Raw genomic sequence first — 19,967 nt, 5'->3', positions numbered from 1 at the left:
CGGTCGTCCGCCGGTACGGATCAGGCCGGCAGGGTCACCTGGGCCGGGGTCGTCCGACCGGTGGTGGTGCCGTCGCCGAGCTGCCCGAGGAAGTTGTCACCCCAGCACCACAGGCTGCCATCGGTACGCGCCGCGCAGGTGTGGTAGGACGCGGACAGACCGCCCGTCCAGGTCGTGGCGGTGCCGACCTGGGTCGGGGCCGACCGGTGGGTGGTGGTGCCGTCGCCGAGCTGCCCGTACGTGTTCCTGCCCCAGCACCACAGGCTGCCGTTGGTACGGGCCGCGCACGACGAGTCGATGCTCGCGTCGACCCGCGCCCAGGTGGTGGCGGTACCGACCTGCAGTGGCGTGGTCTGGAAGCCGCTGCCGCCACCCACCTGGCCGTAGCCGTTCTCGCCCCAGCACCACAGCGTCCCGTCGGTGCGGACCGCGCAGGTGTGGACGTACCCGGCCGTCACGCCGGACCACGTGGTCGCGGTGCCCACCTGCGTCGGGGTCGACTTGAAGCTCAGGATGCCGAGCCCGAGCTGACCGTCGGAGCTGCTGCCCCAGCACCACAGGGTGCCGTCGGTGCGCACGGCGCAGGTGTGGGCGTAGCCGGTGGTGACGCTCGCCCAGGTGGTCGCCGTGCCGACCTGCAACGGGGTGGTCGACATCAGCGGAGTCGTGCCGACGCCGAGCTGGGTGTGACCGTTCAGGCCCCAGCACCACAGGGTGCCGGTGGTCCGGACCGCGCAGGTGTGGTTGTTGCTGGTGCTGACGCTGGCCCAGGTGGTCGCCGTACCGACCTGCACGGGGCTGTTCCGGGTCGCGGTCGTCCCGTCGCCGAGCTGGCCGTTGTTGTTGGCGCCCCAGCACCACAGCGTTCCGTCGGTGCGGACCGCGCAGGTGTTGGTCCTGCCGGCGTCGACACGCGCCCAGGTGGTGGCGGTACCGATCTGGACCGGACTCATCCGGGTCGTGGTGGTCCCGTCCCCGAGTTGGCCGTTGAAGTTGTTGCCCCAGCACCAGAGTGTCCCGTCGGTACGGATCACACAGGTGTGCAGGTCGCCGGTCGCGACCTGGGACACCGACGTGGCGGCGACCGAGGCGCTCGACGTACCCCGGTCGGCAGAGCTGACGCCGGCCGTGGCGGCGCCGGCCGTGAAGCCGACGGCGAGCACGGTGACCCCGACAGCGGCCGCCGCCGCGGCGACGACGGTTCGGGCTGCCCGCCGCCACCGCGTCCGCAGCCGGCCCTCCTGATGTTCGTTCATGTCCTGATCTCTCCAGACAAAGTCGGTTCTGTAGACTGGAGGCGGCGCTGCCCCGGCAGGTCGCGCGCGACCTGCAACTTCATAGCGATGAAACTCTACATTGACATCGGTCAGTATTGATCGTCGGGACGCCACCGGAACTTTCGTCGTGGGTCGAGATCAGCCCATATCGCCCGACTGCTGGTCGAGGCCGGCGGCAGCGACGTGGATGACGCGGGCCACCCATCGTCACACGCCGATGCGGACAGCGCGCGTGCGACGGCGCCTTGGAGGGGTGAACGGAGCATGCCGGCCGCCCGGTCTCGTGGTCCGAGAACGGCGTGGACGCCGCAGATGCGCGGGGAGCACAGTCGGAGCATGGAGAACGCCGTCACCGTACGTCATCGCTCGCTGGACGAGATCAGGGAAGGACTGCACCTCGTGCGGCAGTCCCCGACGGGTACCGGCACCCTGGCGTTGGCCGTACGCCGGCCGGCCGTCAACGCCCGCGAGGTGCTGTCCCAGGCCGAACTGGACCGTGCCGCCGGGCTCCTCGGCGACAACTGGAGTCAACGACCCAGTTCCCGGACGACCGACCGGTCACCACACCCCGACATGCAGCTGAACGTCATCAACTCCCGCTTCGTCGAACTGATCGCCGGCCCCGACCATGACGCCTGGGCGCTCGCAGGGGACCAGCTCTACGTCGATCTCGACCTCAGCATCGACACCCTGCCAGCCGGGTCACGCCTGGCCATCGGCGACCGGGCCGTCATCGAAGTGACCGACCAGCCCCACACCGGTTGCGCCAAATTCGCCGCCCGGTTCGGACGCGAGGCCCACAAGATCCTCTGGACCGAGGAAGGCCGACGACTACGGCTACGCGGCCTCAACGCCCGAGTGGTCGTCGGCGCCACGATCACGGTAGGCGACACCATCCGGCACCTTCCCGCCACCGCCTGACCGGCCTGCCATCGAGGCTCTCAAGACCTGACGACAGCTGACCGCGTCAACTCAGCCGCAGATCGTGCTGTTCGAGGGCTGTCTCAATGATGTTCAGTGCCTTCGGTCCCATGCCGTGCAACCAGGCGAGGTCGGCGCGCGGCACCCCCGCGAGCTGGCGAAGCGTGGTGTAGCCGGCGGCGTTCAGCGCCCGCGTCGCTGGTGCGCCGATCTTCGGTAAGGAGTCGAGAGACACATTCACCGCTCGATGGTAGACCGCGCGGTCGGTCAGACAGGCCCGGTGCGCGGCGAACGACGGCCCGCCCCGCCCCTCACCGCTGCGCACATCGACCGCCCAGGTACCGCGTGCGGCACGCTCGCACGTCCGGCGGCAAAGGCGCTGAGCACCACTTGGCTCCGGCTGGTAGACATACCGCTGTGGCCGAGAATCTGCCGACACCGATCTCGCCCTGCCCGGCGTGTGGTGGCACGCGTGTGGCCACGGGGGTGCGCACCGACGTAGACCAGCAGGCAATCCGGCTGTGGCGGCCAACGCGGCGGGGGTGGGGAACTCGAGACGTGACGTCGGTCCGGGCTCTGGCCTGTGTCGACTGCGGCCTCGTAGCCCTCTATGCGGCAGACCTTCCCCGTCTCAAGGCCGAGGCGGATGCGCATCCCGAGTTGTTCAGGTGGGAGGACTAGCCGGAGGCCCCACAGTGGGCGCGAGTCAGGTCCGACCGTCATCGACGCCGACCCGGGCCAGCCCGTCCGGGCGGTAGATCCAGACGACCGTGCCGTCAAGCGAGAAGTCGCAGCGGTGTTGGGCGTTCGCCCGCTCCGAGGCGGCGGGTGGGAAGTCGAGCTGCCACACCGTCGCCCCGGCGCGGTCGACACAGGTCAGGCGGTCCGGTGTCACGTACACCGCGCGGCTCAGGTCGGGCGCCACGGCGCAACTGTCCGGCGTCACGTCCGCCACGCCGGGAACGGGAAAGGTCACCGTGGGAACCACGTCCGACGCCCTCACCGCACCGGCCGAGAAGTCGTACGCCTGCACCAGACCGGCCGCGAACCGGGTGACCACACGAGACATGACCTCAACCTAGCCTGGTCGGTACGGGTGGGCTGCGGCGTCACGGCGACCCTTGATCAGGCATCCGTTCACCGGTAAGAGCGTGCGCTGGCTCTGCGCGTCACACTGCGTGCGGCACGGTGGTTCAGGCGACGAGCAGGCGGAGGCCGAGTTCTGCGGTGTCGAGGGGAACGATGTCGCGGTTGCGCTCGGCCCACCTGCCGGAGAAGAGGTCCTCACGTAGGGCGCTGACTGCCCTCTGCTCGGCCTGTGGCCCGACTCTGGTCCAGACCGATACCGCACGGCGGACATGTTCGTCCAGGTACGCCTCGGGCCGACGCCAGTGTGCCTCGAAGAACCCGTCAGTGCAGTCCCACGGGATCAGCACCGGCTCCGCGCGTCCTCCGATCGCACGGGTCAGGTCTGCCAGTGAGGGCCAGCCGACGAGAAGGTCCTCGAACTCGGGCAGGTAGTCGCGGGTGAGCCAGAACCGCTGACGCCATCCGGTGTCGTCGGCGTCGTAGGTGAACACCACCACGCGGCGGGCCACCCGCCGCATCTCACGAAGCCCCGCCACCGGGTCCGGCCAGTGATGGACGGTGCTGACCGCCATCGCGGCGTCGAAGGACTGGTCCTCGAACGGCAGACTCTCCGCAGCGGCGGCCACACACGGCGCCGCGCCCACGGGACGCTGCGCCCGCATGACCGCCGACGGTTCCACCGCCGTGACGTCCCGGTCGGGGGGCTCGTACGAGCCGGTGCCGGCCCCCACGTTCAGCACCGTTCGAGCGTTCCCCAGCGCATCCCAGATGCGCGCGGCGATCCGCGGCTCGGTCCGCCGCGTCGCGGGATACGCGGGCCCGATGACGTCGTACAACTGTGCGCCGAACATCCTGAGCTGCTCCTCCGGGGTCGTCCTGATGCCGATCGCTCGTGCGTGCAGTTCCCTGTCGATGGCCGCCACCGTGGCGGCAGCGCGGTCGCGCTGGTCCATGAGCAGGCCGCGCAGCCGGCGCAGGTGCGCGACCGCGTCGGTGGTCGGATCGTCGACGAGAGCCGCGATCTCCCGTAAGCCGAAGCCCAGCCGCCGGTAGGCGAGCACCTCCCGCAGCCGTCCCACATCGTCTGCGGAGTAGGCCCGGTGGCCCACCGCGGTCCGTGTGGACGGCGTCAGGAGGCCGATCCTGTCGTAGTGATGCAGCGTGCGGACGCTGACGCCGGCCAGCTCCGCCACCCGTCCCACGGTCAGGTTCGCATCCACGCCACCGACTATCGGACATGACGCCGCGTGAGGGGCAAGCGCTTCGTAGCCTGGTGATCGAGATTCCGCTCGTGGGTGACCACGGAAAATCGCTCTGCCGTTCCTGAAATCGCCCGTTAGGGTCGTCGGCGGCGCTCTGCTCGGCCAGCGGCATGGCAACGGTGATCTGTCCGCAGCTCATCCCTGCCGTGTCAGCCGCCGACCGCCGGTTGTCGCGACACCCAGCCCGATCCGGAGGTTCCCCACCGTGGCTGCCAGGACGTACCAGGTCATCGTGCGCGGCACGTTCGCGCCACTCGATGACGACCAGCGGGCCAGCCTGCTCGCCAAGGCTGACGACCACGACGTGTTCCGGGCGAAGTTCACCGAGGAAGGCACCATCACCTACGAGCGGTCCCTGCTCGCGTTCACCTTCCGCTGCCTGGTCCCGGCCACCGTGGAGGAGAAGGAAGCAGCCGTGATCGGCAGGGCGGAAGCGCTCGCCGCAGCCGCTGTCCGAGGGCTCGGTGCCGACTACCGCAACCTCGACTCGGTGTCGACCGACCTCGACAGCATCAAGATCCGTCGACGGGGTCGCTGAGCACAGGTCACGGCGGGCCGGCCGCCGGCGGGTGAGGGTGGCCGGTCGTTCTGCCTCCGCTCCCGCCATCCACGCCGTGGCATCGGCGACCCGGGTGCCACAGCGCGGGGTTCCTGCCGGACGGCTGTGTTCGACGCCGAGCTTCGCTGGCAGGGCTGACGCGCAGGACGCGCCGGGTCAGACGGTGATGGCGATCTTGCCGGCGGGCTCGCCGGTCCTGAGATAGTCGATGGCGTCGGGGGTTCGGGCGAGCGGGTAGGTGCGGTCGAGGGCCGGGGTGAGGGCGCCGGAGTCGATGAGGTCGGCCAGGGTACGCAGGTCGGCGGCGGGCTCGGTGGACAGGAGACCGGTCAGGCGCTGCCCGACGAAGGGCGACAGCAGCATCGCCCGGATCTGGCGGTCGGCACCCTGGAGCACGCGTCCCCCTCCGGGCCCGCCGACGAGGACGAGCGTGCCGCGGGGGGTGAGGGCACCGCGTAGCTGGGCCAGGGGTCGGTTGCCGGCCGTGTCCAGGATCAGGTCGTACCGGTCGGCGCCGGTGGTGACGTCCGCGCGGGTGCGGTCGATGACGTGGTCGGCGCCGAGGGAGCGGACCAGGTCGGTCTTCGCGGTGCGGCACACGCCGGTGACGTGGGCGCCGTAGGCCTTGGCGAGCTGGACGGCGAAGCTGCCCACGCCGCCGCCGGCACCGGTGACAAGGACCCGTTGGCCGGCGGTGAGCTGGCCGGCGTCGCGCAGTCCCTGGAGGGCGGCGCAGGCGGAGACGGGTACGGTCGCGGCCTGGACGAAGGTGAGGGTGGCCGGTTTGGGGGCGAGCTTGTCCTGGTGGGCGCGGGCGTACTCGGCGTATGCGCCGTCGCAGGTTCCGTAGATCTCGTCACCGGGACGGAACCGGGTGACATTGGCACCGACCGCGGCGACGCGGCCGGCGACGTCCATACCCGGGACGGGATTCCTGGGCCGGCGCAGCCCGTAACCGGCGGCGCGAACCAGGTAGGGCAGGCCGGTGATGACGTGCCACACGCCCTGATCGACGCCGGCGGCCTCGACGCGGACGAGCACCTCGTCGGCGCCGATGGTCGGGATGGCCATGTCGCGCAGCTGGAGCTGCGCCGGTGCACAGTAGTCGTCGCGGGCGACCGCGATCATCGTCGTCTTCGTCATGCTCGCCTCGATCCTGGTCGGGGTGCTCGTCGGGGTGGTCACGGGAGCGGCCCGCTCGCGTGAGGTGGGGTCGGGCCCGGCTCAGGTGGCGGTGGCGACGAGCCGGTTCCGTGGGCTGGCGGGCCGCTGTGGGGTGTGGTGGGCCACTGTGGGGTGTGGTGGGCCACTGTGGGTGTGGTGGGCCGGGCCCACGAGACGGTGACTCGTGGGCCGGTCCGGGTCGGGTGTGGGTCAGGCGTCGGTGTCGGGGTACTGGAAGACGTCGTCGAGCGGCACGTTGAAGACGCGGGCTATCCGGAAGGCCATCTCCAGCGACGGCGAGTAGCGGCCCTGCTCGATCGCGATGATGGTCTGCCGGGTCACCCCGACGCGGTCGGCCAGCTCCGCCTGCTTCATCTCGCCGTGCGCGAACCGCAGAGCCCGGATCGAGTTCGTGACCTTGGTGGGTTTGACCATGGTCAGAAGCCCCGGCGGTACGAGACGATCTTCGTGGTCGAGGAGGCGACCATGGCCAGGACGAACGCCAGGTACAGCGCGTTGGCGATCCAGAAGTGGGCGGCCTCCGCCATGGCCAGGGCGAGCGGGACGGTCGCGGCGACGCTCATGACGTAGAACCCGACGTACTCGCCCCGCCGGTGGATCTGCCGGTCGCGCTCGTCGGTCCGACCGGCCTCTCCCCTCGGCGAGGCGATGGCGGCGGCGATGCTGGCGACGATACCCAGGCCGATACCGGCACCGATGGCCACGAGCATCGGCCGCACGTAGGCGATCCGCGTGACGTCCGCGCCGGGCAGCTTCGACAGCACGGTGACGAGGTAGACGGCGGCGACGCCGACGCCGACCACGAGGTAGACCCACGAACGTTTCTCTTCGGAGGACATGCCCCATCTCCCATGTAAAGAAACTTTGACACACTCAAGGTAAAGCAGCGCAGACACGATGTCAAAGATTCTTTACCACGAGGCTTCCGTCGCATTACTGTCACTCGTGGACGAGCGCGCGACCGGCGACAGCGTGCACGCCGGCCGGTGACTCAGATTCCGCCCGGCATCGCCGGTCGTCGCCTACCTGGTCGTCCGCAGTTGGCGGCGACGGGTGGCCATGGCGGTGCCGTGGACCAGCCGGGCGAGGTCCGCCGCTCCCCCGGCGTCGTCGGCGCGGCGCACCGTGGTGAGGATCGGCGCGACCTCGTCGAGTTCGACGCTCTCGCGCCGCAGCACGAACTGGAGCACCAGCCCGGCCAGACGGGCGTTGCCGTCGTCGTACGGGTGAAGAAGGCGAGGTCGAGGTAGGCCCGGGCCGCGCGGGCGGTCACCGGTGTTTCCCGGTCGGTGGTCTGCGCCAGACACGAGGCGAACCGGTGCTCGGTGTCGGCGCGCAGCCCGTACCGTTCCCTCCCGTTCTTCGCGTACGCCGGTGCCCGGCGGAACGCCGCGACCGGGACGGCCCGGATGGTCCGGCTCCAGCGGGCCAGCAGGTCGGCGGTGAGGTCCGTGCCGGCGGCGGCTTCACGCCGCACGTCGTCGTACGCGGTCAGCCACCGGTCCTGCCGTTGCGGGTCACGCCCGGCGGCCCCACCGGCGAAGGCGACGAAGCCGTCACGAACCCCCGCCACCGGCCCTGGCGGGTGCGGCACGATGTCCCGCACCCGCTGCCACACCGCCAGATGATCAGGGACGGTCAACGGCCACCCGCCGGGCCAGGTCCCCGGCGATGCTCCACACCCCTCGCGAGGACGCCTGACCCGTACGGGTGGCCCTGCCAGGTCGCGGGTCGTGGCCCCGTCCCGCGTCAGCGTCGGGTGTCGGTGCGGTGCGCGGTGAGCCCCCAGGTGGCGTACGGCAGCGTGATGGTGTCGCCGATCTCGCCGAGCGCCGCGCCCACCGCCGCCAGCAACTCCGTCACCTGGTCCGGCGGCAGGCTGCTCAGGCCACCCGAGGTCGCCAGCAGGTCGAGGAGTTCGTCGCGGCTGCACGAGTGCTCCCAGTCGTACCGCCACAGCTCGGGCTCGCTGAACCCGGCCGTCTCGCGGATCCCGTCCGCGGCCCTGGCGTACAGCGCCTGATACCCGTCCAGGGCCGAGGCCCCCGGGCGCTGCGTGACGGTGATCGGCGAGTCGGGGGCCACGCGGCGGTACGCGGCGGCGAGGGCATCCGTCACGGGGGGTGGGAGCTGGAACACGTGCCCGAACGGTGCCAGCACACCGCCCGGCCGCAGGACCCGCGCCGCCTTCGCCGCCCCCTCGACCGGGTCGACCCAGTGCCACGCGGTGCCGGAGACGATCGCGTCGAAGCTGCGCCCGGCCGGCTCCCACGCCTCGAAGGTCGCGACCTCGACCTCGACACCGGTCCCCCGCGCGAAGTCGGCCATCCGCGGGTCGGCCTCCACACCGAGCACCGTGCAGCCGGCAGCCAGGAACTGACGGGCCTCGATTCCGGTGCCGCAGCCGACATCGAGGAATTCCGTGCCGGGGCTGGCGGCCACGATCCGCTCGATCAGGGCGTCGGGGTACGAGGGCCGGGTCCGGTCGTACCGTCCGGGGTCGGTCCCGAAAGACTCGGCGACCCGACGGTGCAGGTGCGGTTCCGGCCTTGGCGAGGACGAAATAGCGGACACAGGCCCACATTAGTCCGCCGGAGCCCATCACGAGGGCCGCCCGCGCCATGGGAGTGCGCCCTGGCCGACATCGGGGAAGTCAGCCCATTCGGCGCGGCGGAAACCGGGCCCCCTTCCATGCGACGGAGGCGGTACCGTGTCGTCGTGAGCGGGCTACGGATGTCGATACCTGGTTCGCTGGCCAGGGCACGGCGAGTGGCGGAGGCTGCCGGCACCCGCCGGCCATTCGGGTATCCGTCCGTTGCCTGCGCGGCGGTGGTGGCCTGCCTGGTACTGAGCGGGTGCGGGGAACACCGCCCCGGCGAGTCCCCGGCACGGGACCTCGCAGCGGCCGAAGCGGAGATCCTGAAGGACGACTTCGGTCACCGCGACCGTGTTCGGGACGCCGAGTACATCGCCGCGACCGAGGTGCCCAACCACCTGGACAACAGCGACTCGCCCATCCGGCGTGTGCTATTGGGCTGGTCAGGTCGGACCGTCGGGGGCGAGCAGGCCACCATCGACGTCCAGTTCGTGGTGACGTTGACCGACCAGCAGGCGAGTTCCTACGGCGACCACAACAACTCTGCCGGTCAGGTCAAGCGATGTTACCGATACTTTCTCGAACTCTACCGCTACACCACGTACGACGAGATCGAATGCCCTTCGACGGCCACTGCCCCGGTGCCCACCGCCTCGCCGTTCCCGGACATGCCGGACGACGGACGGGAACGGCTCACCGCGGCGCTGCGTACCGCCACACCCGACACGCTTGCGAGCAGGGTGCGGGCGGCATTCCCCGAGAAGCACGTCACCGTCGACACGGTCACGCATCAGGGTGCCCTCGTCGCCGCTGTCGGCGTACCGGCGGAACGGGACTGCATCGTGCTGGTCAGGACGCCCGGCGGAGCCATCGAGTCACCCGCGTACGACCGCATCTGGCTGGAGCCGGGCGAGATGGGATGCCGAACCGGACTGTATGTGTCACCGCCGCGTTGAGGGTCGGCTGGAGGACATCGGCCTGACCCCGGCGTTGCCGGTGGCGGGTCTACCTCGTCAGGCGGCGGCGAGCGCCACGGTCAGGGAGCCGCCTTCGTGGAGACCCTGCCGGTACCGGTCGGGGTGCTGGTCAGTGCCGGCCCCGGCATGCCCGGGCTGATCGATGCGCCATCGCCTGGGCGAGGAGACTCGCCGATGGTGCCGTCGGTGGCGCGCTGACGCCGACCAGCTCGCGCCAGCACGGCTGCGACCCCTGTCGCCGTCAGGACCAGCACCGCTGCCTGCCACAGGTTCCCTCGACCGTTACGCCGCCTACGCCTCACGATGAGCCCTCCCGTCCTGCTCCACGCCCTTGCCCCCATCGTGCGGACGGAACGGCATTCGCGAGGCCGAGTTCAAGCTTTTCGACCTGGACGTGTCACCGCCACCGCCGGCTGCGGCACCGCCGCGGTGCGGGCGGGACAGGAGCGACATTCGGGGATTGACGGACAGCACCGACGTCTCTAGCTTCAACAAGCAGAGACAAATGTCGATGCATGTCGTCGACGACGAGCCCCCGGCCACGGCCCGACCCCTGCGGAGACGGCATGACCCCCACGGCCCACCGCCCCGCCCGCGCCCTGCTGACCCTCCTCGCCCTGGTCGCCGGCCTGCTCGTCGCGCCCACCGGCCCGGCCCGGGCGGTACCCGGGAAACCACCCCCGCTGACCACCCCCTGGACCAGCCAGGCGCTGACCGGCACCCCGCTGCCGGAGTACCCCCGCCCCCAGATGACCCGCCCGGACTGGCTCACCCTCAACGGCGAGTGGCAGCTGCGGCAGTCCGTCACCGACGACCCCCCGCAGTTCGGCACCGACCTGCCGGACCGCGTCAACGTCCCCTTCCCGGTGGAGAGCGCCCTGTCCGGCGTGCAGCGGGCCGCCAACGACAACCGCCACTACCTGTACTACCGGCGTACCTTCACCGTGCCGCCGGCCTGGTCCGGCCGACGGACCCTGCTGCACTTCGGCGCCGTCGACTGGCAGAGCACGGTGTGGGTCAACGGCCGGCAGGCCGGCACCCACACCGGCGGCTACGACGCCTTCGCCCTCGACGTCACCCCCCACCTCACCGGCGGCAGCAACGAACTCGTCGTCAAGGTGTGGGACCCCACCGACAGCCGGCAGCACGGCAGCCTGCCCCCGATCGGCAAACAGACCAAGACTCCGGACGGCATCTTCTACACCCCCGTCTCCGGGATCTGGCAGACCGTCTGGCTGGAACCGGTCCCGACCGCCTCGATCAGCCGCGTCGACCTCACCCCCCACCTCGCGACCAACACCGTGCGGGTCCGGGTCCACACCCGGGGGGACGTCAGCGGGCACAGCGTGCTCGCCGAGGCCCTCGACGGCGGCACGGTCGTCGGGGCCGCCACCGGCGGCTTCACCGAGTTCAGCGTGCCCGTGCCCAACGCCCGCCGCTGGTCCCCCGACGACCCGTACCTGTACGACCTGCGGGTGACCCTGCGCGCCGCCGGCGGCGCGACGGTCGACCGGACCACCCACTACGTCGGGATGCGGGAGATCACCACCGGGATGGTCAACGGGGTGCTGCGTACTCGTCGATCAGACCCAGCTCCGCCAACGCAAACGGAAGCTGCACGCCCCCCACGAACAGTCCCTCGCCCGGCTCCCGCTTGAGCTGCTCCACCGCCGTCCGGAGGTCGCCGCGCAGGAGTTCCGCGTTCCAGTCGACCCGGTCCAGGGTGCTCGACACGACGTACTTCTTCACCGCGTCGATGGTCCGGGCGAAGGGTTCCGTCCACTCGGGCATCGCACCCGGCTCTGCCCCCGGCCCCCACGCCGCCTCCATCATCTCGTAGGTCACCCGGCCGAAGATGAGGGCATCGGCCCGGGCAATGTTCTCGGCCGCGTGGCGATGCAGCTCCTCGTCCGGAATGATCGTCCGATGGTCGCAGCATCCGTCCAGGGTGACGTTGATCGAGTACCGAACCGGTCGCATCGCGTCAGAGTAGCCGCGGTCACCGGGCGGGGAGTCCCTCGGTGAGCGCGGTTCCAAGATCAGCAGGCGGCGGCTCGGGCTCCTCGGCGTATGCCCCCGGGGTTCCTTTCGAGGTGCCCTCACAGATGGGGCAGCGGTCAGCCACGTCGTGGGAGCGGAGCGTGTACGAGTGTCGGCGTGAGCACGTTGGACCCCTGCGCGGATTCTTGCCGGGTCCCGGCGGCATACGGTGCGCTACCCGTCGTAGACGTGGTCCCCCAAACGGAATCGCTGCCGCCCCATCGACCGGCGACGCTGCGATCCCCACCTGGTGCCTGGTGCCTGTGCACCTGCGGCACGCGCCGTACCCTGACGTTTGTGGATCATCGCGTGGCGCTGGCTGCCGGCAACAACGCGGACTGGTGTGACCTGGTGTGCCGGGCCCATGGTGTGACGACCGAACGCGATCAGGACGCCTGGGTGGCGCTGCGTCGCTCGCCGCCGCTGTACCCGGACGCCGTCACCCTGCGAGAGACAACGCCGGCCTTCCTCGACCGCATCGACACGTCGCCCGGCTGCTCGGTCAAGGACAGCTTCGCGTCGGCCGACCTTTCCGGGTACGGCTTCCGCGTTCTCGTCGAGGCGGAGTGGATCCACCGCCCGCCGACTCCCGGAATCGTCCGGAGGCGCCTGGACTGGAGTCCTGTCCGCACCCCTGGGGAACTGCGGCTGTGGGACGCTCCGTTGAGCCCGGCTCTTCTCGACAACCCGGCCGTGGTCATCCTGACGGCACGGGACGGGGACGACGTGGTGGCGGGCGTGATCGGTAACCGGAGCGCCGAGGTCGCCGGCCTGTCGAACATGATCATCCTGACCGCCGATCCGGATCGGGTCTGGGCCGAGGCGTGTGACGTGCTCGGCGCCCACTTCCCGGGTCTGCCGCTGGTCGGGTACGAGAGGGGCGAGAGCCTGGAACACGCACACCGTGCCGGCTTCACGAGCGCCGGCCCGCTCCGCGTCTGGCTCATCCCGGACGGGAACTGATCTCAATGTGACATTAATCGAGTACGGAACAGGTCGCATCGCGGCAGCCCCACCCGGTTGACCTTCCACCTCCGAGATGGCGCGGGACAGGCATTCAGCTTTCCGTACGTGCGGGCGGCCCCTACTGAGACAGCAGCGGTGCGTTGTCCGGCCGCATGCACAGGCGGGTGCCCGCACAGGACGGCTTCTACCCACATCACCATCACGCAACCACCCAGCGTCGATGTCGGCCATACTGCGTGCGCTGACCTGAAACAGGGTCAGTTCAGGTGTCGTACCATAGGCCGGCCGTCTGAGCGCGCTGAGGACGGCAGCAGAGCCCGGTCACGAGCGCGATCGGAGAAACGACATGCGAGCCGGAGATCGGCGCTTGCTGGTGCTCGGGGGGACCTGGTTCGTTGGTCATGCCGTCGTCTCCGCGGCGCTCGACGCGGGGTGGGACGTAACCGTCTTCAATCGCGGCAACTCGCCTTCTGCGCCGAATGGCGTGCGACTGATCCAGGGCGATCGGACGTTGCCTCCCGACGTTGCGGCCCTGGTCGCTGCTGGCCCCTGGGATGCTGTGGTCGACACGTCAGGCTACGTCCCGGCGAATGTGCTCAGTGTGGCCAAGGATCTCAGCTCTGTCGCAGAACGCTACGTCTTCATGTCGACGGTCAGCGTCTATCGGGACTGGCCGGTGAAGCCGCTCACTGAGGAATCCGAGGTGCTTCCGTGTCCACCCGAGTCCGGGCCGGACTACGGCACCGACACCGAAGACGGACCGACTCGCTACGGTTACCAAAAGTCCGGCTGTGAGGCGGCGGTGACCGTCGCGTTCGGTGGTGAACGGGCCACTCTCCTGCGCCCCGGGGTGATACTCGGTCCTCGTGAGTACGTCGGCCGCCTTCCGTGGTGGCTACGACGGGCAGCAGCCGGGGGAAACGTTCTGGCACCCGGCTCGCCCGACCGAACGATCCAGCCGATCGATGTACGCGATGTCGCTGCCTTCGCCCTCCGCACGATCACCGACGGCCTGTCCGGCGCATTCAATCTCTGCCGCCCGGTGGGCAGCAACACCTTCGGTGACCTGTTGCGCGCCTGTGCTGCCACGACCGGCGAGGCTGCACTCTTCACCTGGGTTCCTGACGAGGTGCTCCAGCGGCACGGCGTACGGCAGTGGTCTGAGCTGCCCCTGTGGCGCACTTTCGATGGGGTGTGGCAGGTCGACTCGACCAAGGCCGAGAACGCCGGCCTGCACTGTCGACCACTCAACGAGACGGTCGCCGACACCTGGCAGTGGCTCAAGAACGGCGGAGTGGCTCTGGTCAACGACCGGGCAGGCGAGATCGGGCTGAGCCCGGATAAGGAAGCGCGGGTGTTGGCCGCCTGGCGAAGCTCAGCTGATTGATGCAGGCGACTTCTCGGCGAGCCATCCGGCGACCTGCTCTGCGAGTTGCTGGGCCTCACGGTCGTGCGTCCACGGCGATCCACTCAGCAGGCAGCCAACCTTGGTCATCCGACCAGTCAACGACGTGTTGCGCTTGTCCTCCGCAAGGTTCAAGACGGTGCTCAGCGCTTGGATCGCCCCGTCCCTGTCTCCCGAGAGAAGGTACGCAGCCGCCAGGTCGATCTGGATGCCGTTGGTCTGGGAGTAGGGACGCCGAGCCGGTGGTAGTTGGTGGTAGCCGTCGATGGCCTCCTGTGCACACTGGGCGGCCTGCTCACCATCGCCGACATCGAGCCATGCGGCGGCGGCACAGGCTGCCGCCCTGGCTGGCCCGAAGGTGAACTCGCCTCCGAACGAGACGCCGAGGTCATCCGAGTGGTCTGCCGCACGATCGAGATCCTGACGGGCGGTTTGTAGAGCCTCTCCCACGGACGACGAGTTGCCGAGCAGCGCATAGGACCGGGAAGCAATATGGCGGAGTCTCAGCTTCGGTTCGCCGTCGGGTGCGAGCGGCATTGCCTTCGCGAAGTACGCCAGCGCCGCATCCGGCTCCCTGCGCCAGTTGGCGAGCGTCATCTGGAGCCCCAACGTCCACGCCACCAGCGAAGCCTGCCCGGCCATGTCGGCGTACTGGCTGGCGGTACGGGCAAGGGCCGCCGAGTCGTTCCAACAGCCGAGGTCGAAAGCGGTCGACGCCATCAAAGCGGTTCCCTGTCCGAGGACCGCGTAGAGGTCGGTGAGATCGCGGGGCCGGCGAGCCCGCTCGGCCAGCGCTCGGGCCTCTGCGGAGAGCCTCCGGGCGGAGGTGAATATGTCGGACGCGGTCATGCTGACGGCCCGAGCCAGGACCGCCATGTCGTCCTGCAACGACGTGATGGAGTCGCGCGGAATCGGAGCGGTGAGCAACAGTGGATCGCTGGCGAGCAGGTCGGCGGCATCGCTGACCAGGCGAGGGCTCGCGACGACACCACAATTCTCCTGTGGAGTCGGCTGCTCGGGAGGTTGGGCGGCTTCCACGTCACACAGCAACTCGTTCAACTGGTCGATGGTCGTGTGGAGCGCATCGGCGAGGCCGGGTCGGATCCAGGGCTGGGGTGTTGATTCGCCACGTTCCCAACGGACGACGGTGGTTCGGTCGACGCCGAGTCTCTCCGCGAGGCTCTCCTGGGTGTAGCCGACCGCCTTTCGTCGTTCAGCGAGGCGGGGTCGCTTCAGGGCCATCAACACACCTTCTGTTGCGGAACGTAGTGGACTGAAGCTACAGAGTTACTCCGATTACTGATCGTCTGCAACATGTCTGCGCCTGTGTCGCCACGTTGCCGCGCTGTGGCGGGAATGCCCTGAATCAGAGAGTGGACGCATGGCCCGGGGCGGGTGCTGGGCTCCGGTGGGCGTTGCCCCCGCGATTCCGCCGACCCCGCCCGTCCCGGTGCCGTTCCACTTCATGGTCGCGAGGGAGAGGGCTTGTCATGGTGGCGGTGCGGGACGACTCGGGTGGTCGGGCGTGAGCGGGCTGGAGGCGTACCCGGTGCAGGGCTGGCCGGGGTCGGCGCGGGTGCGGGACGCGGTCGACCGGTGGTTGCGGGTGGTGGCGGCGGACGCCGAGCTGACGCCGTACCTGATCGGGGTTGACCGGGGTCGACTCGCCCGGCACCTGGCGTTGACCCTCACGGTGGCCCTCGGCGGGCCGGCGGGTGACCTCGCCCGGCCGGCGGTCGGGGCGTGGCGCGGCCTCGGTTTGACCGAGGCGCAGCACCGTCGGGTGGTGGACTACCTGGCCGGGGTGCTGCGGGAGGTCGACGTGCCGGCCGACGCGGTGGCCGCTGCCGGGCGGGTCTTCGCCGACGAGGTCGGCGGCCGGCCGGCCCAGTGGCCCGCGCAGGTCGTCGACCACGACCGGGCCGCCGACGGGATCGCGGTCCTGACCGTCCGCCCCGAGCGGGGTTTCACCTTCCGGGCCGGTCAGGCGGTGCCGGTCAGCCTCGAAGACTGGCCCGACCGGTGGCGGTGGTACTCACCGGCGAACGCCCCGCGCCCGGACGGCACCATCGAGTTCCACGTCCGGGCCGTGGCCGCCGTCTCCCGCGCCCTGGTCGAGGAGGTGCGCCTCGGCGACCGGATCTGGCTCGGCCCACCCCGCGACGTCGGGCTGACCCTGGACCCGGCCTCCCGGGCGGACCTGCTGCTGATCGCCGGAGGCACCGGGTTGGCGCCACTGCGCGCGCTGGTGGAGCAGGTCGCGACCGCGCCGGCCGGCCGGCGGGTGACCCTGGTCGTCGGCGCCCGCACCTACGCCGACCTGTACGACTCGATCAGCCTCGACGTCCTCCAGTGTGCCCACGACTGGCTGACCCTGGTGCCGGCCTTCTCCCACGACCCCGAGGCCGGGCCGGGAGAACGCGGTGACGCACTGACCGTGGCCCTGGACCACCACCGCTCCGGGCAGGAGGTCTACGTGTGCGGGCCACCGGCGATGCTCGCCGGCCTCCGGCTGCGACTCCTCGCCGCCGGCATCCCGACCCAGCGCATCCACCTGCCCGGCGACCCCACGGGACAGGCCCCGGTCGATCGGTGAAGGATCGACCGGGGCCCGCCGGGTCACGCCGGATCAGACGAGGTCGTACCGGTCCAGCTCCATGACCTTGGTCCAGGCCGCGACGAAGTCCGTCACGAACTTCTCCCGCGCGTCCTCGCTGGCGTACACCTCGGCGAGGGCCCGCAGCTGCGAGTTGGAGCCGAAGACGAGGTCGACCGCGGTGGCGGTCCACTTCACCTCGTCGGTGGCCAGGTCCCGGATCTCGTACACGTGCTCGTCGGACTCCGACGCCCTCCACCGGGTGCCCGGGGAGAGCAGGTTGGTGAAGAAGTCGTTGGTGAGCACGCCGGGCCGGTCGGTGAGGACACCGTGCCGGCTGCCGCCGACGTTGTTGCCGAGGGCCCGCAGGCCGCCGACGAGGACGGTCATCTCGGGCGCGGTCAGGTCGAGCATGAAGGCCCGGTCGACGAGCAGCACCTCCGGCTGGGTCTTCTCGCCCGGCCGCAGGTAGTTGCGGAACCCGTCGGCGCGCGGCTCCAGGACCCGGAAGGAGTCGACGTCGGTCTGCTCCTGGCTGGCGTCGGTGCGGCCGGGCCGGAACGGCACGGTCACCTCGACCCCGGCGTCCCGCGCGGCCTTCTCCACCGCCGCGGAGCCGGCCAGCACGATCAGGTCCGCCAGCGAGATCTTCGCGCCGCCGGCCTCGTTGAACTCCCGCTGGATGCCCTCCAGGGTCGCCAGGACCGTCGCGAGCTGCTCGGGCTGGTTGACCTCCCAGCTGCGCTGCGGCTCCAGGCGGATCCGCGCCCCGTTGGCGCCACCGCGCTTGTCGGTGGACCGGAAGCTCGCGGCCGACGCCCAGGCGGTGGAGACCAGCTGGGCGGTGGTGAGACCGGACTCCAGGACCTTCGCCTTCAGAGCGGCGACGTCGCCGTCACCCACCAGCTCGTGGTCGACGGCCGGCACCGGGTCCTGCCACAGCTGGGGCTCCGGGACCCACGGCCCGAGGAAGCGGCTGACCGGGCCCATGTCGCGGTGCAGCAGCTTGTACCAGGCCTTGGCGAACGCCAGCGCGAACTCGTCCGGGTTCTCCAGGAACCGGCGCGAGATCTTCTCGTACTCCGGGTCGACCCGCAGCGACAGGTCGGTGGTGAGCATCGTCGGCTTGTGCTTCTTCGACGGGTCGTGGGCGTCCGGGATGATCGCCTCGGCGTCCTTGGCGACCCACTGCTTCGCCCCGCCGGGGCTCGTGGTCAGCTCCCACTCGTAGCCGAAGAGGATCTCGAAGAAGCGGTTGCTCCACTGGGTGGGCCGGTCGGTCCAGGTCACCTCCAGACCGCTGGTGATCGTGTCACCGCCCTTGCCGCTGCCGTGGGTGCTCAGCCAGCCCAGGCCCTGCGCCTCCAGGGGGGCCGCCTCGGGCTCGGGGCCCACGTGGTCGTCGGCGACGCCCGCGCCGTGGGTCTTGCCGAAGGTGTGGCCGCCGGCGATGAGGGCGACGGTCTCCTCGTCGTTCATCGCCATCCGGGCGAAGGTCTCCCGGATGAAGTGCGCCGCCGCGAGCGGGTCGGCGTTACCGCGCGGGCCCTCCGGGTTGACGTAGATCAGACCCATCTCGGTCGCACCGACCCCGGCGGCCATCTCCGTCTCGGAGACGTAGCGCTCGTCGCCCAGCCAGGTGTCCTCCGGGCCCCAGAAGATCTCCTTGGGCTCCCAGACGTCCTCCCGGCCGAAGCCGAAGCCGAAGGTCTTGAAGCCCATCGACTCCAGGGCGACGTTGCCGGCGAGCACCAGCAGGTCGGCCCACGAGATCTTCTGACCGTACTTCTGCTTGACCGGCCACAGCAGGCGGCGCGCCTTGTCGAGGTTGGCGTTGTCCGGCCAGCTGTTGAGCGGGGCGAAGCGCTGACCACCGTCGCCGGCGCCACCGCGACCGTCCTGGATGCGGTACGTGCCGGCCGCGTGCCAGCTCATCCGGATCATCAGGCCGCCGTAGTGGCCGAAGTCGGCCGGCCACCAGTCCTGCGAGGTGGTGAGCACCTCGACGATGTCCCGCTTGAGCGCCTCGACGTCGAGCGTCGCGAACTCCTTGGCGTAGCTGAAGTCCGCCCCCAGCGGGCTGCTCTTGGCCGAGTCGGCGTGCAACACCGACAGGTCGAGCTGGTTGGGCCACCAGTCCCGGTTGGTACGCGGACGACCTCCGGTCTTCGGCGTCGGCGAGTCGATCGCGGGGTTCTCGCTCTCGCTGCCGTGCGCGGTGACGGAGTCGTGCGCGACCGGGCAGCCGGCCGCCGCCTTCTGGTCCACGCCCTGCGCGCTGACGGGGGTGTTGTCCTGGGTGTCGCTCATCTACTTCCTTCCGAACTGGCGGATCACTGGGAGGTGCGGTCGGTCGCACAGTCGGGGCAGGTGCCCCAGTAGACGACCTCCGCCTCGTCGACCGTGAAGCCGTGGTCGTCGGAGGCGGTGAGACAGGGCGCGTCGCCGACGACGCAGTCGACGTCGGCGATGGTGCCGCAGGAGCGGCAGACGACGTGGTGGTGGTTGTCCCCCACCCGCGACTCGTACCGGGCGGTCGCCCCGGCCGGCTGGATGCGCCGCACCAGACCGGCGTCGGTGAGCGCCCGCAGCACGTCGTACACCGCCTGGTGGGAGACCGTGGGCTGGTCCGCCCGGACCAGGGCGATCACCGTCTCGGTGTCGACGTGCGGATGGTCGCGCAGCGCGGCGAGCACCGCCAACCGGGGACGGGTCACGCGCAACGAGACCGCCCGGAGCTGGGTCTCGAAGTCGGCCGTCATGCCTCGAACATAGTCCACTGTTCTGGAATGCTTCAAGTTTTCGGTGGATGTGACCGGCGTGTCGCCGACGCGGACCGGGTCGCGGGGCGCGACGGGTTCGGACACCGGCACCCGGCAGCGCACGCCGAGGCCCACCGGGGCCACCACGGGACGAACCGGCGCACCGGACCCGGGGCGGCGCAACCCGGGACGGGCGCCACCGGACGGTGTCCGCAGCCCCGACGCGCCCGCGCGGGGACGCGGCGCGAGCCCGCCGGACGTCGACCACGACCACATGGTCACCGCTACGGGTGAACGACGGTCGACATCCCGGTGCGCCGGACAGCGGTCGG

The 19,967-nt window shown here is 70.5% G+C and carries 21 protein-coding genes; 8 read left to right on the top strand and 13 right to left on the bottom strand.

Translation table 11 applies throughout. The annotated features are described in order from the left end of the window. Nucleotides 1–20 precede the first annotated feature (20 nt). On the bottom strand, nt 21–1,256 hold the full coding sequence (locus AWW66_RS26165) for an RCC1 domain-containing protein (protein ID WP_067371506.1): 1,236 nt from the start codon (nt 1,254–1,256) through the stop codon (nt 21–23). 357 nt (nt 1,257–1,613) lie between these two features. Here AWW66_RS26165 and AWW66_RS26160 point away from each other — a divergent pair, with 357 nt between their 5' ends. Further along, the gene (locus AWW66_RS26160; RefSeq protein ID WP_067371504.1) at nt 1,614–2,198 is read left to right on the top strand and encodes an MOSC domain-containing protein; all 585 of its coding nucleotides are present in this window, start codon (nt 1,614–1,616) and stop codon (nt 2,196–2,198) included. Between the two features lie 46 nt (nt 2,199–2,244). On the opposite strand, the gene AWW66_RS26155 is transcribed toward AWW66_RS26160, so the two are convergent. The 3 genes from AWW66_RS26155 to AWW66_RS26145 form a co-directional block, all read right to left on the bottom strand. Next, nucleotides 2,245–2,439 carry a helix-hairpin-helix domain-containing protein gene (locus AWW66_RS26155; protein WP_067371516.1) on the bottom strand — a complete coding sequence of 65 codons (195 nt, stop codon included), beginning with the start codon at nt 2,437–2,439 and terminating at the stop codon, nt 2,245–2,247. Nucleotides 2,440–2,904: 465 nt separating this feature from the next. Then, complete coding sequence (locus AWW66_RS26150) at nt 2,905–3,267, bottom strand: hypothetical protein (RefSeq protein ID WP_157527955.1); 363 nt, start codon at nt 3,265–3,267, stop codon at nt 2,905–2,907. Between the two features lie 124 nt (nt 3,268–3,391). After that, entirely contained in the window at nt 3,392–4,507 is a 1,116-nt protein-coding gene (locus tag AWW66_RS26145) for a MerR family transcriptional regulator (protein ID WP_067371500.1), read from the bottom strand. A 247-nt stretch (nt 4,508–4,754) separates the two neighbouring features. On the opposite strand from AWW66_RS26145, the gene AWW66_RS26140 reads away from it, so the two are divergent. Beyond that, on the top strand, nt 4,755–5,087 hold the full coding sequence (locus AWW66_RS26140; protein ID WP_067371498.1) for a DUF6204 family protein: 333 nt from the start codon (nt 4,755–4,757) through the stop codon (nt 5,085–5,087). Between the two features lie 177 nt (nt 5,088–5,264). Here AWW66_RS26140 and AWW66_RS26135 read toward each other — a convergent pair whose 3' ends face one another. The 5 genes from AWW66_RS26135 to AWW66_RS26115 all read right to left on the bottom strand — a co-directional run bounded on the left by AWW66_RS26135 (nt 5,265) and on the right by AWW66_RS26115 (nt 8,867). Then, nucleotides 5,265–6,251 carry an NAD(P)-dependent alcohol dehydrogenase gene (locus tag AWW66_RS26135; RefSeq protein WP_157527953.1) on the bottom strand — a complete coding sequence of 329 codons (987 nt, stop codon included), beginning with the start codon at nt 6,249–6,251 and terminating at the stop codon, nt 5,265–5,267. Between the two features lie 231 nt (nt 6,252–6,482). Next, nucleotides 6,483–6,707: a helix-turn-helix transcriptional regulator gene (locus AWW66_RS26130; protein ID WP_067371496.1), complete on the bottom strand. Its 225-nt coding sequence runs from the start codon at nt 6,705–6,707 to the stop codon at nt 6,483–6,485. A gap of 2 nt (nt 6,708–6,709) precedes the next feature. Then, nucleotides 6,710–7,132, bottom strand: coding sequence for a hypothetical protein (locus tag AWW66_RS26125; RefSeq protein WP_067371494.1), 423 nt, complete (start codon nt 7,130–7,132; stop codon nt 6,710–6,712). Between the two features lie 183 nt (nt 7,133–7,315). Further along, a complete protein-coding gene (locus AWW66_RS34970) occupies nt 7,316–7,483 on the bottom strand; it encodes a hypothetical protein (RefSeq protein WP_211272105.1) in 168 nt (55 codons plus the stop codon). Between the two features lie 559 nt (nt 7,484–8,042). Beyond that, the gene (locus AWW66_RS26115) at nt 8,043–8,867 is read right to left on the bottom strand and encodes a class I SAM-dependent methyltransferase (RefSeq protein ID WP_067371492.1); all 825 of its coding nucleotides are present in this window, start codon (nt 8,865–8,867) and stop codon (nt 8,043–8,045) included. 144 nt (nt 8,868–9,011) lie between these two features. Here AWW66_RS26115 and AWW66_RS26110 point away from each other — a divergent pair, with 144 nt between their 5' ends. From AWW66_RS26110 to AWW66_RS26105, 3 genes are all read left to right on the top strand, one after another. Continuing rightward, nucleotides 9,012–9,845 (top strand): hypothetical protein, encoded by an 834-nt coding sequence (locus AWW66_RS26110; RefSeq protein WP_245648495.1) that lies wholly within the window; start codon nt 9,012–9,014, stop codon nt 9,843–9,845. A gap of 96 nt (nt 9,846–9,941) precedes the next feature. Beyond that, nucleotides 9,942–10,064: a hypothetical protein gene (locus AWW66_RS36125; protein WP_281179628.1), complete on the top strand. Its 123-nt coding sequence runs from the start codon at nt 9,942–9,944 to the stop codon at nt 10,062–10,064. A 368-nt stretch (nt 10,065–10,432) separates the two neighbouring features. Further along, a complete protein-coding gene (locus AWW66_RS26105) occupies nt 10,433–11,524 on the top strand; it encodes a glycoside hydrolase family 2 protein (protein ID WP_245648494.1) in 1,092 nt (363 codons plus the stop codon). Here AWW66_RS26105 and AWW66_RS26100 read toward each other — a convergent pair. After that, nucleotides 11,424–11,846: a dihydrofolate reductase family protein gene (locus AWW66_RS26100; RefSeq protein ID WP_067371490.1), complete on the bottom strand. Its 423-nt coding sequence runs from the start codon at nt 11,844–11,846 to the stop codon at nt 11,424–11,426. The two genes, AWW66_RS26105 and AWW66_RS26100, sit on opposite strands and share 101 nt — an antisense overlap. Before the next feature lie 177 nt (nt 11,847–12,023). On the opposite strand from AWW66_RS26100, the gene AWW66_RS26095 reads away from it, so the two are divergent. Both AWW66_RS26095 and AWW66_RS26090 read left to right on the top strand, forming a co-directional pair. Continuing rightward, nucleotides 12,024–12,869 carry a hypothetical protein gene (locus AWW66_RS26095; protein WP_211272104.1) on the top strand — a complete coding sequence of 282 codons (846 nt, stop codon included), beginning with the start codon at nt 12,024–12,026 and terminating at the stop codon, nt 12,867–12,869. A gap of 349 nt (nt 12,870–13,218) precedes the next feature. Beyond that, nucleotides 13,219–14,259 (top strand): NAD-dependent epimerase/dehydratase family protein, encoded by a 1,041-nt coding sequence (locus AWW66_RS26090; RefSeq protein WP_083978969.1) that lies wholly within the window; start codon nt 13,219–13,221, stop codon nt 14,257–14,259. Here the strand turns inward: AWW66_RS26090 and AWW66_RS26085 are convergent. After that, nucleotides 14,248–15,519 (bottom strand): helix-turn-helix domain-containing protein, encoded by a 1,272-nt coding sequence (locus AWW66_RS26085; protein ID WP_083978967.1) that lies wholly within the window; start codon nt 15,517–15,519, stop codon nt 14,248–14,250. The genes AWW66_RS26090 and AWW66_RS26085 overlap by 12 nt on opposite strands. 283 nt (nt 15,520–15,802) lie before the next feature. On the opposite strand from AWW66_RS26085, the gene AWW66_RS26080 reads away from it, so the two are divergent. Next, complete coding sequence (locus tag AWW66_RS26080; protein ID WP_245648493.1) at nt 15,803–16,873, top strand: FAD-binding oxidoreductase; 1,071 nt, start codon at nt 15,803–15,805, stop codon at nt 16,871–16,873. Nucleotides 16,874–16,906: 33 nt separating this feature from the next. On the opposite strand, the gene katG is transcribed toward AWW66_RS26080, so the two are convergent. Together katG and AWW66_RS26070 are read right to left on the bottom strand one after the other, a co-directional pair. Continuing rightward, nucleotides 16,907–19,183 (bottom strand): catalase/peroxidase HPI, encoded by a 2,277-nt coding sequence (gene katG, locus AWW66_RS26075; RefSeq protein WP_067371484.1) that lies wholly within the window; start codon nt 19,181–19,183, stop codon nt 16,907–16,909. 23 nt (nt 19,184–19,206) lie between these two features. Further along, nucleotides 19,207–19,635 carry a Fur family transcriptional regulator gene (locus AWW66_RS26070; protein WP_067371482.1) on the bottom strand — a complete coding sequence of 143 codons (429 nt, stop codon included), beginning with the start codon at nt 19,633–19,635 and terminating at the stop codon, nt 19,207–19,209. Nucleotides 19,636–19,967: the final 332 nt, after the last annotated feature.

The organism is Micromonospora rosaria, from assembly GCF_001567585.1.
In the GTDB taxonomy this organism is placed as follows: domain Bacteria; phylum Actinomycetota; class Actinomycetes; order Mycobacteriales; family Micromonosporaceae; genus Micromonospora; species Micromonospora rosaria.
The sequence above is the reverse complement of the archived record's forward strand: the minus strand, read 5'-3'. Positions and strand labels throughout refer to the sequence as shown.

Coding starts and splice junctions, on each gene's coding strand:
- AWW66_RS26135 (WP_157527953.1), bottom strand. CDS start 6,251: ATGACGAAGACGACGATGATCGCGGTCGCCCGCGACGACTACTGTGCA.
- AWW66_RS26160 (WP_067371504.1), top strand. CDS start 1,614: ATGGAGAACGCCGTCACCGTACGTCATCGCTCGCTGGACGAGATCAGG.
- AWW66_RS26085 (WP_083978967.1), bottom strand. CDS start 15,519: ATGGCCCTGAAGCGACCCCGCCTCGCTGAACGACGAAAGGCGGTCGGC.
- AWW66_RS26125 (WP_067371494.1), bottom strand. CDS start 7,132: ATGTCCTCCGAAGAGAAACGTTCGTGGGTCTACCTCGTGGTCGGCGTC.
- AWW66_RS26165 (WP_067371506.1), bottom strand. CDS start 1,256: ATGAACGAACATCAGGAGGGCCGGCTGCGGACGCGGTGGCGGCGGGCA.
- AWW66_RS26100 (WP_067371490.1), bottom strand. CDS start 11,846: ATGCGACCGGTTCGGTACTCGATCAACGTCACCCTGGACGGATGCTGC.
- AWW66_RS26150 (WP_157527955.1), bottom strand. CDS start 3,267: ATGTCTCGTGTGGTCACCCGGTTCGCGGCCGGTCTGGTGCAGGCGTAC.
- AWW66_RS26105 (WP_245648494.1), top strand. CDS start 10,433: ATGACCCCCACGGCCCACCGCCCCGCCCGCGCCCTGCTGACCCTCCTC.
- katG (WP_067371484.1), bottom strand. CDS start 19,183: ATGAGCGACACCCAGGACAACACCCCCGTCAGCGCGCAGGGCGTGGAC.
- AWW66_RS26070 (WP_067371482.1), bottom strand. CDS start 19,635: ATGACGGCCGACTTCGAGACCCAGCTCCGGGCGGTCTCGTTGCGCGTG.
- AWW66_RS26090 (WP_083978969.1), top strand. CDS start 13,219: ATGCGAGCCGGAGATCGGCGCTTGCTGGTGCTCGGGGGGACCTGGTTC.
- AWW66_RS26130 (WP_067371496.1), bottom strand. CDS start 6,707: ATGGTCAAACCCACCAAGGTCACGAACTCGATCCGGGCTCTGCGGTTC.